Genomic DNA, 13,421 nt, shown 5'->3' with positions numbered 1-13,421 from the left:
AAACTCTCCATAAAAAAGTTATCCTTAGCTTTCGTACGCTTTTCGCTTCGTTCAGTTTTCAAGGAACATCTTTGCCGCTCTTTGAGCGACTTTTTAAGTATAACATTTACTGTTTTCTTTGTCAACACTTTTTTATCTTTCATAAATTACTTGTTTCAATCAGCAATAAGTATATTATCAAAAACCAATTTACTCGTCAACTGTTTTTTAAAAAAAATAAGGCTTGGAAGTAATAACCCAAGCCTCTCAATCTGTCACTATAGTAGTTACTCAACTAAAAACGCAAAATATAGAATGAAAACAACAAATAAACCGTACATAATTGGATGAATTTCTTTCGCTTTACCTTTCGCAATCATTGTAATTGGGTAAAAAATAAACCCAATCGCAATTCCTGTTGCAATACTATACGTTAAAGGCATTGAAATTAATGTTAGAAATGAAGGAACAGCAATTTCAAAACGAGTCCATTCAATTTTTCCAAGCGATGATACCATTAGTACACCAACAATAATCAATGCCGGTGCTGTGACTGGTGCTGTCACAACCGATAACAGTGGAGAGAAAAATAACGCAAGCAAAAATAAAATTGCTGTTACGACAGAAGTAAAACCTGTACGTCCACCAGCCGCTACCCCAGCTGAGGATTCAATGTACGATGTTGTTGTAGACGTCCCTAAAATTGCTCCAACAACCGTTGCACAAGAATCAGCAAAAAGCGCTTTCCCGGCTCGTGGCAATTTATTATCTTTTAATAACCCTGCTTGATTCGCGACCGCCACTAGCGTTCCTGCGGTATCAAAGAAATCGACAAATAAAAATGTTAGCACAACAGCTAGCATTTTAATATTGAAAATTTGGTCAAGATGTTCAAAAGCTACTCCAAATGTAGGTGCTAAACTCGGTACAGAACCAACTACTTTTGTTGGTACATCGATTAATCCTGCAATCATTCCAACGACAGCTGTAACCACCATTCCAATGAAGATTCCGCCGTTTACACGACGAACCATTAAAATAACGGTAATGATTACTCCGAAAATAGCCAACAATGTATTCCCATTTGTTAAATGACCTAAACCAACAAGAACTGCGTCGTTATTAACAATAATACCTGCGTTTTGGAATCCAATAAACGTAATAAATAACCCGATTCCTGCACCAACTGCATATTTTAAATCTTCTGGAATTGAGTTAATGATTTTTTCACGAATACCACTTAGCGTAAGTAAGATAAAAATCATTCCAGACATAAGAACGCCAGATAACGCTGTTTGCCAAGGAATACCCATCGTTAATACAACAGTAAAAGCAAAGAAAGCATTCAACCCCATCCCCGGTGCAAGCGCAATAGGATAGCGCGCAATTAATCCCATTAATAAGGATCCAACAGCTGCCGCAATAGCCGTCGCCGTAAATACTGCACCTTGATCCATTCTCATTTCATTCGGTAAATCTGGTACAGCACTTAATGATAAAACAGCTGGATTAACAAATAAAATATAAGCCATCGATAAGAAAGTTGTTAAACCTGCAACAATCTCTCTCCTGTAATTTGTACCAAACTCATCAAATTGAAAATACTTCTTAATCACTTCAAGTCCCTCCATATGTTGTAATAAAAAGAAAAACGCTTCTAGCAAACTACCAGAAGCGTTGACTATGATGCATAATGCACAGAACATAGAGAGGAACCAAGCAGATTCCTCTCCCCCACATTACACATCGTAGTCAAGCTATTTACGGTAGCTTGGTAGAGACTCCCGAGCCATATTCTCGAGATTATACGATGTATCCTCTATTTACTTTACACATACATTCTACCAACCAAAAAGAGCACAGTCAATATAAAAAACGAACATTTTTTATATATTTTAATTTTTCGTTCGTTTTTTATTCCCATTCAATCGTTGCCGGTGGCTTGCTTGTAATATCGTAAACAACGCGATTAACATGAGGCACTTCGTTTACAATACGTGTTGAAATGACTTCCAGTACATCCCAAGGAATACGTGCCCAGTCCGCTGTCATCCCATCAATCGACGTTACAGCACGGATGCCGACCGTATAATCATACGTGCGAGCATCTCCCATCACCCCAACGCTACGAATGTCAGGGAGTACAGTGAAGTATTGCCAAATGTCACGATCAAGTCCTGCTCTCTTTATTTCTTCACGCAAAATCGCATCCGATTCACGAACGATTTCTAACTTCTCCTCTGTCACTTCACCTAATACACGAATGCCAAGTCCTGGACCCGGAAACGGCTGACGCCATACAATCTCGTCTGGAATACCTAACTCTGTACCGAGTGCACGCACTTCATCTTTAAAAAGCGTATTCAAAGGTTCAATTAACTTAAACTTCATATCTTCAGGTAAGCCGCCAACATTATGATGCGATTTAATCGTTTGAGCCGTTGCAGTGCCGCTTTCAATAATGTCAGTATAAAGCGTACCTTGTACTAAAAATTCGATGCCGTCAAGCTTTGCTGCTTCATCGTCAAAAACGTAAATGAACTCATTTCCGATAATTTTTCGTTTTTGCTCTGGATCACTTACACCTTTTAATTTATTTAAAAACCGTTCTTTTGCATCCACTTTAATGACGTTCATATGGAAACCTTCACGGAACGTTTTCATGACACTTTCTGCTTCCCCCTTGCGAAGCAAACCGTGGTCAACAAAAATGCACGTTAACTGATCGCCAATCGCACGATGAACGAGAACAGCTGCTACCGACGAATCAACACCACCACTTAAAGCACAAAGCACTTTTTTATCGCCGACAAGTTCACGAATTTTACGAACTTCGTGCTCAATAAAGCTTCCCATCGTCCAATCGCCTTTACACTTACAAATGTGAAACACGAATCGTTTTAACAATTCATTTCCATATACTGAGTGGCGCACTTCTGGGTGAAACTGAACGGCATAAAACTTTCTCGTTTCATCGCTCATCGCGGCAATCGGACAAGATGGGCTTGTCGCATCAACGATAAACCCTTCTGGCGTTTTTGTCACTAAGTCGCCATGACTCATCCAAACAATTTGCTCTGTCGGTAAGTCACCAAACAGTTGCGACGCACGTTGTACCGTAATCGTTGCTTTCCCATATTCCCGATGAGTCGCTTTTTCAACTTTCCCACCTAAATGATGCGTCATTAGCTGCATGCCGTAACAAATACCTAAAATCGGAATGCCTAACTGAAAAAGTGCTGGATCGCACGTCAATGCTTGTTCGTCATATACACTATTTGGACCACCCGAAAAAACAATGCCTTTTACATTCATTTGTTGAATTTGCTCTGCTGTAATCGTATGTGGATGTAGCTCGCTGTACACACCAAATTCACGAATACGGCGCGTAATTAACTGATTATACTGGCTACCAAAATCTAAAACGACGATCATTTCCTGCTGACTCAAACGAAATCACCCCATCTACATATAATAAAAAAGCTAGCATTCATACCCTCGCATAAAAAAACGAAGGCAGAATTCTAGCAATATAGAACACTGCCTTCGTAGTCGGGTCATTTACGGTGTCCCGGTAGAGACTCTCGAACCATATTATCGAGGATATACGAAGGTAAGCATCTTAAATTTTAATTCATTCTACCAACTTCATTCCTCATCGGTCAAGATACCTTCGTTTTTATTAAATTTTCTAACAATTAACAATACTATCTCATGTGCATATAATTTATAAACGAAATGGATCGCAGGAGAATAGCTATGGATCTTCAAACGAAAGCACTTATCGGTTCATTTACCCAAGCTGTAGGTACTGTTACTTCGGCCGTTGGAAGCACTCCTTTTTTCAGTAATAGGAAACAGTTTGCTCTTGATTTATGGGGAAACGTATTGCAAGCGACGGGAAACGCTTTAGAGGCAGATGCTGAGATCCCTGATACATTAGGTATATATGGAAATCAAATTCAAGCTATCGGTAACGTAACCGTTGTTGCTGGGCTATTAAACAAAGAGGGAAGTCAACAGGAGATTACAGGAAATTGGTTACAATCATTAGGCGGACTCATTTCATTTGCAGATAATTGGGAGGATAGGCAACCATCTGTATTAACTCCAATTGGAAATTTACTACAAGCCATTGGCAATGCTCTACAAGCCATTGGTGGCATATACGCGGAACGAGGAAATAAAGAAGAAGGACAATCGATCAGTATCGCTGGAGCATGGATTCAAGCTGTCGGCTCTGTTCTTTGTTTTTTAAGTCAGTTAAAAGAAAAACTACCCCGTTGAAACAGGGGTAGTTTTTGTATTACATCATGCCGCCCATGTCAGGCATGCCTGGTGTATTTTTGTTTTCTTCTGGTTTGTCAGCAACTACTGCCTCTGTTGTTAAGAACATGGCGGCAACAGATGCTGCGTTTTGAAGCGCGGAACGAGTAACTTTTGTTGGGTCAACGATACCCGCTTCGATCATGTCAACCCATTCTCCAGTTGCTGCGTTGAAACCAATGCCAGGCTTTTCTGTTTTTAAACGCTCCACGATGACAGAGCCCTCTAAGCCAGCGTTTTGTGCGATTTGACGAACTGGCTCCTCGATTGCACGAAGAACGATTTTCACACCAGTTGCTTCGTCGCCTTCCGCTTCAATTGCTGCAACTTTATTGTACACGTTCACTAACGCAGTACCACCGCCGGCAACGATACCTTCTTCAACTGCCGCACGTGTTGCATTCAATGCGTCTTCAATGCGTAATTTGCGCTCTTTCAACTCTGTTTCTGTTGCAGCACCAACTTTGATTACCGCAACACCGCCAGCTAATTTTGCTAAACGTTCTTGTAATTTTTCACGATCAAACTCAGAAGTAGTTTCTTCTAATTGAGCACGGATTTGATTGATGCGTGCTTGAATGTCTTCTGCGCGACCAGCGCCGCCAACAATTGTTGTATGTTCTTTCGTTACAACAACTTTCGCCGCACGACCAAGTGAAGCAATTGTTGTTGATTTCAATTCGCGACCTAACTCTTCTGTGATCACTTCACCGCCTGTTAAAATCGCGATATCTTGAAGCATTGCTTTACGACGATCACCGAAGCCAGGCGCTTTAACTGCAACAGCTGTGAATGTACCACGGAGTTTGTTCACAACTAATGTTGCAAGCGCTTCGCCTTCTACATCTTCAGCAATGATTAATAACGGCTTACCTTGTTGAACAACTTGCTCTAACACAGGAAGAAGTTCTTGAATGCTTGAAACTTTTTTATCTGTAATTAAGATGTATGGATTGTCTAATACAGCTTCCATTTTATCAGAGTCTGTAATCATGTATGGAGATACATAACCACGGTCAAATTGCATACCTTCCACAACATCTAATTCTGTTGTGAAGCCTTTAGACTCTTCTAATGTAATGACACCATCTTTACCAACACGCTCCATTGCTTCTGCGATTAATTGACCAACTTCTTCGTCAGCCGCAGAAATTGCTGCAACTTGAGCGATAGAATCTTTACCTTCGATTGGTTTAGAGATCGCTTTTAATTCTTCTACCGCAACAGCAACAGCTTTTTCAATACCTTTGCGAATGCCCATTGGGTTTGCACCAGCTGTTACGTTTTTCAAACCTTCACGAATCATCGCTTGTGCTAATACAGTCGCTGTTGTTGTACCGTCACCAGCAACATCGTTTGTTTTGCTTGCTACTTCCGCAACAAGCTTCGCACCCATATTTTCAAACGGATCTTCTAATTCAATTTCTTTTGCAATCGTTACACCGTCATTTGTAATTAATGGAGAACCGAACTTTTTCTCTAATACAACGTTACGACCTTTTGGACCTAATGTGACTTTTACTGCGTCAGCTAATTTATCTACACCGCGTAACATCGCACGACGAGCTTCTTCGCTGAATTTAATTTCTTTTGCCATACATCTTACCCCCTTGATAATCATTTTTGTTAAGTATTTTTGTATGCTTTATATGTTATCAGGCGAACGATTAACCAATCACAGCTAAAATGTCGCTTTCACGTAAGATTAAGTACTCTTTTCCATCATATTTCACTTCTGTACCCGCATATTTTGAGAAGATGATGCGGTCACCAACGCTCACTTCTGGAGCTACACGCTCACCATTGTCAAGAACACGGCCTGAACCAACCGCAACAACTTTTCCTTCTTGTGGTTTTTCTTTCGCTGTGTCTGGTAAAACAATTCCGCTCGCTGTTTTCTCTTCAGTTTGGATTAATTCAATGACAATGCGATCACCTAGTGGCTTCAACACGGCAAACGACCTCCTTAATTAGATTTTCGTACCGTTATTAGCACTCGTTATTATTGAGTGCTAACACACTTATTATATTAATGAACTTTTTTCAATTTTGCAAGTAGGAAGTTAAAAATTTTTCACTAAATGTTTCCCTTTTTCATTATGTCTTTCCTTTCGAAATTCATACAAAAAATATGGTAAAATGAAAAAGTACTCATTTTGCAAAAAGGGGTTGAACATGTGAAAAAGCAATATTGGTTTGTCATCATTACATACATTGCTATGCAACTATCCAGTTTAGTTGGCGTTCCTTTGCTCGCACATAGCGGATTTATTAACGCATCAAATAAAGAAGTAGCTTTTTCGATCGCCTCTGGTTACTGGGCTGTTATTAGTTTTTCGATTGCTCTTTTTTTCGTTCTTTATTTCATGAAAGAAGATATGAAGTATTCGTACGATCGCCATCAAGCATCAATTGGAACGTCGATCTTTTGGGCAATTGGGGGGTTTTTGCTCGCTCTTTTCGCTCAAGGCATTGCAGCAAACATCGAAGTACACCTCTTTGGTGTCGAAATGGGATCCGAAAACACACGACGCATCGTCGAAATGGTAAAGCTCACACCAGCACTTATGCTTGTCACTTCGATCGTTGGACCAATCTTAGAAGAAATCATCTTTCGAAAAATTATTTTTGGGACGTTGTATGAAAAATATAACTTTCTTTTATCAGCCCTTGTCAGTTCACTTTTATTTGCTGTTGTTCATTTAGAATTCGAGCATTTGCTTCTTTATGCAACAATGGGATTTGTATTTGCGTTCTTATATGTCAAAACAAAACGTATTCTCGTACCCATTGTGGCCCATGTGCTCATGAACACCTTTGTCGTCGCCATTCAAACATTATTCGCTGAAGAAATTGAAAAAATGATGCGCGAAGCAGAACAAATGCAATTCGTGATTTGGAGGCTGTTTTCATGAAATCCGAACCGTTGTTTTATTTTCTAATGGGAATTTTATTTACTTATTTTGCTGTGGATAGTGCCGATGATGGTATTTGGGATGTAACGACGATGTTATTCATCCTAATTGCAACATTTGATTTTGGAACAGCGATTCGCTCTTTATTGAAAAAAACCTCCCGCTCATAAACGGGAGGTTTACTCATTTCCGTAATGTTTTAAAAAGTAAACGAGTGATTGCAATTCGACCGCTAAATCAATATGATGAACACGAATGTGCTCTGGCACATGCAGACGAGCAGGCGTAAAGTTTAAAATTCCTTTAATGCCTTTTTGAACAAGTCGGTCAGTAATCGGCTGAGCAACCTGAGCAGGAACAGTTAAAATCGCTACCGTAATTCCACCGAGTTTTTCTTCCAATTCATTTAAATGATAAACTGGAACTCCTCCGACTTCTGTTCCGACTTTATCTGGATCTACATCGAACGCCATCACAATTTTCGTATTATTGTTTTTGCTAAAATTGTAGTTCAAAAATGCCGTCCCTAAATTACCGACTCCAAATAACGCGACTTCTGTCGTTTCATCTTGATCTAACGTTTTACGGAAAAACGACAGCAAATAATTCACATTATATCCGTATCCTTTTTTTCCAAGCGCACCAAAGTATGAAAAATCACGGCGAATCGTTGCTGAATCGACTTTTACAGCTTCACTTAACTCCGCTGAAGATACACGCTGCTTTCCTGATGCATGCAAGTTTTTCAAAAAACGATAATACAACGGTAGTCGCTTTGCGGTCGCCTGCGGAATTTTTGGTTGTTCATTGTTCACGAGTCAATCCCCCACATTTCCTTTCACAAATAGTTAGCGCTTTCATTTTTCTCTCCTATACATCGAAAAAGTTCTCTCCACTTTTAAACTATACACTATTTTTTTCATTCTGTCTTTCCTTTGTACCCTTTATTATTATTTTTGTCAAATTTGTTATTCACACACTAGTATTGCCGAACATGAAGAAAGTGCGTTACACTATCAAAAGAAGATTGAGGTGAGAAATGATGATCATTTTACAAATAAACCAACTATCCAAATCATATGGAGCTGAACAAGTTTTATCAGACATAAAACTTGAAATACAAGAAAAAGATCGCATTGCTCTAGTTGGGAGAAACGGCGCAGGAAAATCAACATTATTAAAAATCATTGCTGGCCAATTGTCATACGATACAGGTGAAATTATAAAGCCGAAACATGTGACAATCGGCTATTTAGATCAATATACAGGTTTGCAAGCTCATCGCTCTATTTGGGACGAAATGCTCGATGTTTTTGCCCCGCTTCAACAAATGGAAAAGCAATTGCGTGAACTAGAACAACAAATGAGCTTGCATAATGCTGACTACGAAAGACTATTAGAGCAATATGATCGTTTACAAACGGAATTTAAGGAAAAAGGCGGTTATCAATATGAAGCAGATATTCGTTCTGTTCTTCATGGCCTTCGCTTTTCCCAGTACGATTATACAACAAAAGTATCAACATTAAGCGGCGGACAGCGGACGAGACTAGCGCTAGGAAAACTACTTCTGACTAAGCCAAATTTACTTATTTTAGACGAACCAACGAACCATTTAGATATGGAAACATTACAATGGCTTGAACAGTATTTAAAAAACTATACAGGAGCCATTCTCATCGTCTCGCACGACCGCTATTTTCTTGATCAAATCGTCACACAAGTGTACGAATTGTCGCGCACAAAAATAAAAAAATATGTCGGCAACTATACAAGCTACTTACATCAACGGGCGGAGCAATTTGAACAACAACTGAAATTGTACGAAAAACAACAAGAGGAAATCACAAAATTAAAAGATTTTATTCAACGAAATATCGCTCGCGCCTCAACAACAAAGCGGGCACAAAGCCGTAGAAAGCAACTAGAAAAAATGAACATCATCGAAAAGCCGCTTGGTGATGAGAAATCGGCATCATTTCGTTTCGAAATCGAACGGCCAAGCGGAAATGATGTGCTAACAGCCAACAATTTAGCGATCGGTTACGATCACATCATCGCAAAAAATCTTTCATTTCGCATCACTCGCGGGGATAGTATTGCACTGATTGGACCGAACGGCATTGGAAAATCGACTCTTCTAAAAACGATCGTCAAACGACTTCCTATAAAACAAGGGGAGCTGCGTTACGGAACAAACGTACAAATCGGTTATTATGATCAAGAACAAGCCGAGTTAACGTCTAATAAACGCGTTATCGACGAGCTGTGGGATGAAGATCGATTAAAAACAGAGAAAGAAATTCGGACCATTCTCGGAAACTTTTTATTTTCTGGTGACGACGTATTGAAGCCTGTTCAGACGTTAAGCGGTGGAGAAAAAGCGCGGCTCGCTCTCGCTAAGCTAATGATGAAAAAAGCGAACGTATTAGTTTTAGATGAACCCACAAACCATTTGGATTTAGATAGCAAAGAAGTGCTAGAACAAGCACTCATTGAATATCCTGGGACCATTATATTCGTCTCTCATGACCGTTATTTTATTAACAGGATCGCAACCAAAATATATGAGTTATCCACAGATGGACTTGTGGAATATTTGGGAGACTACGATTATTATGTGGCAAAAAAAGCAGAGTTGCTTGAACTTGGACAACTCAATGAAAAGACGATAACAGAAGAACGATCTTCACCAAAGCGTTCATACGAAGAAGAAAAAGAGCGAAAAAAGCTTGAACGACAGCGAAAACGAAAACTAGAACAACTAGAGCTGGAAATGGAGCAACTGGAGCAACAAATTGCTGCATATGAACAACAATTATATGATCCTTCCTGTTACAATGACTATGAAAAAGCTCGGGATACTCAAGCAAAGATCGAAGAACTAAAGAAAAAATTCGACGAACTATTTGAGCAATGGGAACTTTTACAACAATAATAATGAGCTAGCCCCATTTGTGGACTAGCTCATTTTTTACACAAATATATCCACAGAAAAAACACCTAAATATAAGTTATTCACCTACTTTTCCACATTATCCACAAGAAAATCAAAAAATCCACATATATCATTGTGGTTAACTCGTTATGATAAAATAACATATAATCAACGTTTTCCACATTATTCACATATATGTGGATAAAATAATCCACAAAAAAGGTTCGGTTTTTCTTCAAGGAAATTTATACGATTATAAGAAAGGGTGCCCGGTTACTTTTAGGGCACCCTCTTGCTATAACAGTAAACTTGGGCTGGCATTTAACGCCATTGTCGCTCGCTTTCCTTGTTGAAATAGTACCGTTCCCGCTGCCGCAATCATCGCCGCATTATCTGTGCAAAGCGACAACGGCGGGATAACTAACTCGACTTCAGGCAGCTGCTTCATTTGTTTTTGTAATTGCGTACGCAGTCCTTCATTTGCTGCCACACCGCCAGCTAGCAATATTTGTTTCACGTCGTAATGCGTGGCTGCTTGAATTGTTTTTTCAACTAACACCTCAACAACACTTGCCTGAAAACTTGCCGCCATATCTTCAGGACGAATCGTCTCTCCACGCTGTTTTGCATTGTGCAACGCATTAATAACCGCTGATTTTAATCCGCTAAAACTAAAATCATATGAACCTTCTTCAAGCCATGCGCGCGGTAAATCAATAGTTGGTTTTCCCTGTTTCGCTAAGCGATCAATGTGAGGTCCCCCTGGATAAGGTAGTTGTAACGCTCGGGCAACTTTGTCATACGCTTCCCCTGCCGCATCATCGCGCGTCTCGCCAATCACTTCAAATACACCATGCTCCTTCATGTAAACGAGTTCCGTATGACCTCCTGATACAACAAGGGCTAAAAGTGGAAATTTCATTTCTTGCACAAGCTGATTCGCATAAATATGCCCTGCGATATGATGCACATTAACAAGAGGAATGCTGTGTGCAAAAGCTAATGCTTTTGCCGCATTTACGCCAATTAATAGAGCACCTACTAACCCAGGACCTTCTGTCACCGCAATAGCATCCATTTGGCTCATATCCATATTTGCCTGTTTCATCGTTTCTTCTAACACGAGCGTCATTTGTTCAACATGATGACGTGAGGCAATTTCAGGAACGACTCCTCCAAATCGTTGGTGACTTTCCATTTGTGAAGCGACAACGTTAGCTACAATTTCGCGTCCGTTTTTCACAATGGCTGCAGCCGTTTCATCGCAACTTGTTTCAATTCCAAGTACAAATATATCCTTTTTATTCATAATTTCACCCACATGACTAATGCATCTTCTTGATTATCCGAGTAGTACCGTTTACGAATGCCCCCATTTAAAAAACCAAGTTTCCGATACAATGATTGTGCAACGATATTCGATACTCTCACTTCTAAAGTCATTGTTTGCGCTCCTTCTTTTCTTGCCAACTCCATCGCCTGTTTCATCAGTGCTTCTCCTAACTTTTTGCCTCGAAACTCCGGCAATACCGCAATATTTGTAATATGTGCCTCATCCATGACCAGCCACATACCACAATAACCGATAATTTGTCCATCATACTCCATCACAATGTAACGAGCATACGGATTGTTTGTCAATTCTTGATAAAAGGAAGAACGGCTCCACGGAAGTGTAAATGAACGTTGCTCAATTTCTATAATACGATCAAGATCTTGAAGCGTCATAAAACGAAAAAAAACATCCACTTAACCTTCCGCCCTTTCTTGTTGACGAGCGAGCCAATTCACTTCGGCCTCTGCTAAACGAATATAGTTTGGGACAAATGTATGAACATCTTCTGGTTGACGATTCATTCCTAACCATGCAAGTTCGCTTGGGCGCGGATTGTGAAGGGTCGCTGAGGCTAATTGGACAGAACGACCTAGCGCTTCAACAAACACTGCTTCGTGTAGCACACTATCATTTCCAACTAATAAAATTGGTTCATTGTACGATTTTAATTCATTTGCCCAATCTGTCGCCAAAATAACTTGATCAGCTACAATGGATTGAATGTTGCCCCCTTCAGCTTTATAAAGACCTGTATAAATTTGTCCACGCCGAGCGTCCATTAATGGAACAATAAGCCCATCAAAATACTTCGCATTTGCTGCCATCACTTCTAAACTCGATATACCGACAAGCGGAATGTTTAGCGTCCAAGCAAGCGTTTTGGCAATCGTCACACCAATGCGAACACCTGTGTATGATCCAGGTCCTTTCGCAACAACAATACGGGCAAGATCTTGAGGGCTTACCTCACATTCTTGAAGAAGCGCCTCAATCGCAGGCATTACTCGTATCGAATGATTTTTTTTCAAATTCGTAATCATTTCGCCTTTAACGACTTGTCCATCAACGATAGCGATCCCCATAACAAATGTAGATGTATCAATGGCTAACACTTTCATCACTAAAAATCTCCTTACATAGCTGTTTATAACGTTCACCAATCGGTGAAAAACGAATGATTCGATTTTCTCCATCCGCATGGTGAATCGTAATATGTAAACGCTCAGATGGCAAATATGGTTCAATTAAATGTGCCCATTCGACAACTGTTACACCATCACCAAAAAAATATTCATCAAACCCTAAATCTTCTTCGCTTTCATCTAAACGATATACATCCATATGATACAAAGGTAAGCGCCCTTCATACTGCTTTATAATAGTGAAAGTTGGGCTGTTCACATTACGGTCAATTCCTAAACCTTTTGCTAATCCTTTTGTAAACGTTGTTTTTCCTGCTCCCAAATCACCTTCTAACGTAATAACGTCTTTAGGTTGAACATATCGAGCAAGTTTCATCGCTAATGCTAACGTATCTTCAGGATGATGTGATACATATTCATATGTTTTCATCGTTCATTCCCCTAATTGAATAAAATCAATATACAAAAAAGACCTTAGGATCACTCTCCTAAGGAAATGCTACACATATAAGTGTACACGAAAACAAATCATAACGCAAAAAAGGCATAAAAAAATACGAAACTTACACCGTTTCGTTGTTTCGTTTCATTGGTTGCGGGGGCAGGATTTGAACCTGCGACCTTCGGGTTATGAGCCCGACGAGCTACCTGGCTGCTCCACCCCGCGACAATAGAAAATAAACATAATAATGCCCGGCAACGTCCTACTCTCGCAGGCGGTGTCCCGCCAACTACCATCGGCGCTGGAGAGCTTAACTTCCGTGTTCGGGATGGGAACGGGTGTG

The 13,421-nt window shown here is 39.9% G+C and carries 13 protein-coding genes, 1 tRNA gene, 1 rRNA gene and 2 riboswitches; of the genes, 4 read left to right on the top strand and 11 right to left on the bottom strand.

What is annotated here, in order from left to right:
- Nucleotides 1–266: 266 nt before the first annotated feature.
- Entirely contained in the window at nucleotides 267–1,592 is a 1,326-nt protein-coding gene (locus HNQ84_RS13865; protein ID WP_435622433.1) for an NCS2 family permease, read from the bottom strand.
- Nucleotides 1,593–1,708: 116 nt separating this feature from the next.
- Nucleotides 1,709–1,810, bottom strand: a riboswitch (purine riboswitch).
- 83 nt (nucleotides 1,811–1,893) lie between these two features.
- Nucleotides 1,894–3,414, bottom strand: a complete 1,521-nt coding sequence (gene guaA / locus HNQ84_RS13860; RefSeq protein ID WP_032099482.1) for a glutamine-hydrolyzing GMP synthase — start codon at nucleotides 3,412–3,414, stop codon at nucleotides 1,894–1,896.
- Between the two features lie 94 nt (nucleotides 3,415–3,508).
- Nucleotides 3,509–3,610: riboswitch (purine riboswitch) on the bottom strand.
- Nucleotides 3,611–3,738: 128 nt separating this feature from the next.
- On the opposite strand from guaA, the gene HNQ84_RS13855 reads away from it, so the two are divergent.
- Complete coding sequence (locus tag HNQ84_RS13855) at nucleotides 3,739–4,266, top strand: DUF6944 family repetitive protein (protein ID WP_435622431.1); 528 nt, start codon at nucleotides 3,739–3,741, stop codon at nucleotides 4,264–4,266.
- A gap of 19 nt (nucleotides 4,267–4,285) precedes the next feature.
- Here HNQ84_RS13855 and groL read toward each other — a convergent pair whose 3' ends face one another.
- Both groL and groES read right to left on the bottom strand, forming a co-directional pair.
- Nucleotides 4,286–5,902, bottom strand: coding sequence for a chaperonin GroEL (groL, locus tag HNQ84_RS13850; RefSeq protein ID WP_435622430.1), 1,617 nt, complete (start codon nucleotides 5,900–5,902; stop codon nucleotides 4,286–4,288).
- A gap of 70 nt (nucleotides 5,903–5,972) precedes the next feature.
- Nucleotides 5,973–6,257, bottom strand: a complete 285-nt coding sequence (gene groES, locus HNQ84_RS13845; RefSeq protein WP_004888755.1) for a co-chaperone GroES — start codon at nucleotides 6,255–6,257, stop codon at nucleotides 5,973–5,975.
- A gap of 225 nt (nucleotides 6,258–6,482) precedes the next feature.
- Between groES and HNQ84_RS13840 the strand changes: the two genes are divergently transcribed.
- Together HNQ84_RS13840 and HNQ84_RS13835 are read left to right on the top strand one after the other, a co-directional pair.
- Nucleotides 6,483–7,220, top strand: coding sequence for a CPBP family intramembrane glutamic endopeptidase (locus HNQ84_RS13840; protein ID WP_032099475.1), 738 nt, complete (start codon nucleotides 6,483–6,485; stop codon nucleotides 7,218–7,220).
- Nucleotides 7,217–7,390 carry a YdiK family protein gene (locus HNQ84_RS13835; protein ID WP_032099476.1) on the top strand — a complete coding sequence of 58 codons (174 nt, stop codon included), beginning with the start codon at nucleotides 7,217–7,219 and terminating at the stop codon, nucleotides 7,388–7,390. The genes HNQ84_RS13840 and HNQ84_RS13835 overlap by 4 nt, the downstream gene beginning before the upstream one ends.
- A gap of 9 nt (nucleotides 7,391–7,399) precedes the next feature.
- Here the strand turns inward: HNQ84_RS13835 and HNQ84_RS13830 are convergent, their stop codons facing one another.
- Nucleotides 7,400–8,035, bottom strand: a complete 636-nt coding sequence (locus tag HNQ84_RS13830) for a redox-sensing transcriptional repressor Rex (RefSeq protein ID WP_032099477.1) — start codon at nucleotides 8,033–8,035, stop codon at nucleotides 7,400–7,402.
- A gap of 227 nt (nucleotides 8,036–8,262) precedes the next feature.
- Here HNQ84_RS13830 and HNQ84_RS13825 point away from each other — a divergent pair, with 227 nt between their 5' ends.
- The gene (locus tag HNQ84_RS13825) at nucleotides 8,263–10,158 is read left to right on the top strand and encodes an ABC-F family ATP-binding cassette domain-containing protein (RefSeq protein WP_435622429.1); all 1,896 of its coding nucleotides are present in this window, start codon (nucleotides 8,263–8,265) and stop codon (nucleotides 10,156–10,158) included.
- A gap of 295 nt (nucleotides 10,159–10,453) precedes the next feature.
- On the opposite strand, the gene tsaD is transcribed toward HNQ84_RS13825, so the two are convergent.
- The 6 genes from tsaD to rrf all read right to left on the bottom strand — a co-directional run.
- The gene (tsaD, locus tag HNQ84_RS13820) at nucleotides 10,454–11,467 is read right to left on the bottom strand and encodes a tRNA (adenosine(37)-N6)-threonylcarbamoyltransferase complex transferase subunit TsaD (RefSeq protein WP_435622428.1); all 1,014 of its coding nucleotides are present in this window, start codon (nucleotides 11,465–11,467) and stop codon (nucleotides 10,454–10,456) included.
- Nucleotides 11,464–11,907 carry a ribosomal protein S18-alanine N-acetyltransferase gene (gene rimI, locus HNQ84_RS13815; protein ID WP_080730221.1) on the bottom strand — a complete coding sequence of 148 codons (444 nt, stop codon included), beginning with the start codon at nucleotides 11,905–11,907 and terminating at the stop codon, nucleotides 11,464–11,466. Before rimI ends, tsaD begins: the two co-directional genes overlap by 4 nt.
- Entirely contained in the window at nucleotides 11,908–12,612 is a 705-nt protein-coding gene (gene tsaB, locus HNQ84_RS13810; RefSeq protein ID WP_435622432.1) for a tRNA (adenosine(37)-N6)-threonylcarbamoyltransferase complex dimerization subunit type 1 TsaB, read from the bottom strand.
- On the bottom strand, nucleotides 12,593–13,066 hold the full coding sequence (tsaE, locus tag HNQ84_RS13805) for a tRNA (adenosine(37)-N6)-threonylcarbamoyltransferase complex ATPase subunit type 1 TsaE (protein ID WP_055442050.1): 474 nt from the start codon (nucleotides 13,064–13,066) through the stop codon (nucleotides 12,593–12,595). The genes tsaB and tsaE overlap by 20 nt, the downstream gene beginning before the upstream one ends.
- A gap of 160 nt (nucleotides 13,067–13,226) precedes the next feature.
- A tRNA-Met gene (locus HNQ84_RS13800) sits at nucleotides 13,227–13,303 on the bottom strand.
- A 24-nt stretch (nucleotides 13,304–13,327) separates the two neighbouring features.
- Nucleotides 13,328–13,421: ribosomal RNA gene (gene rrf / locus HNQ84_RS13795) — 5S ribosomal RNA — on the bottom strand; the annotation flags it as partial.

Origin of the sequence: Anoxybacillus eryuanensis (assembly GCF_051200995.1) — a bacterium.
GTDB classification, from domain to species: domain Bacteria; phylum Bacillota; class Bacilli; order Bacillales; family Anoxybacillaceae; genus Anoxybacillus; species Anoxybacillus tengchongensis.
The sequence above is the reverse complement of the archived record's forward strand: the minus strand, read 5'-3'. Positions and strand labels throughout refer to the sequence as shown.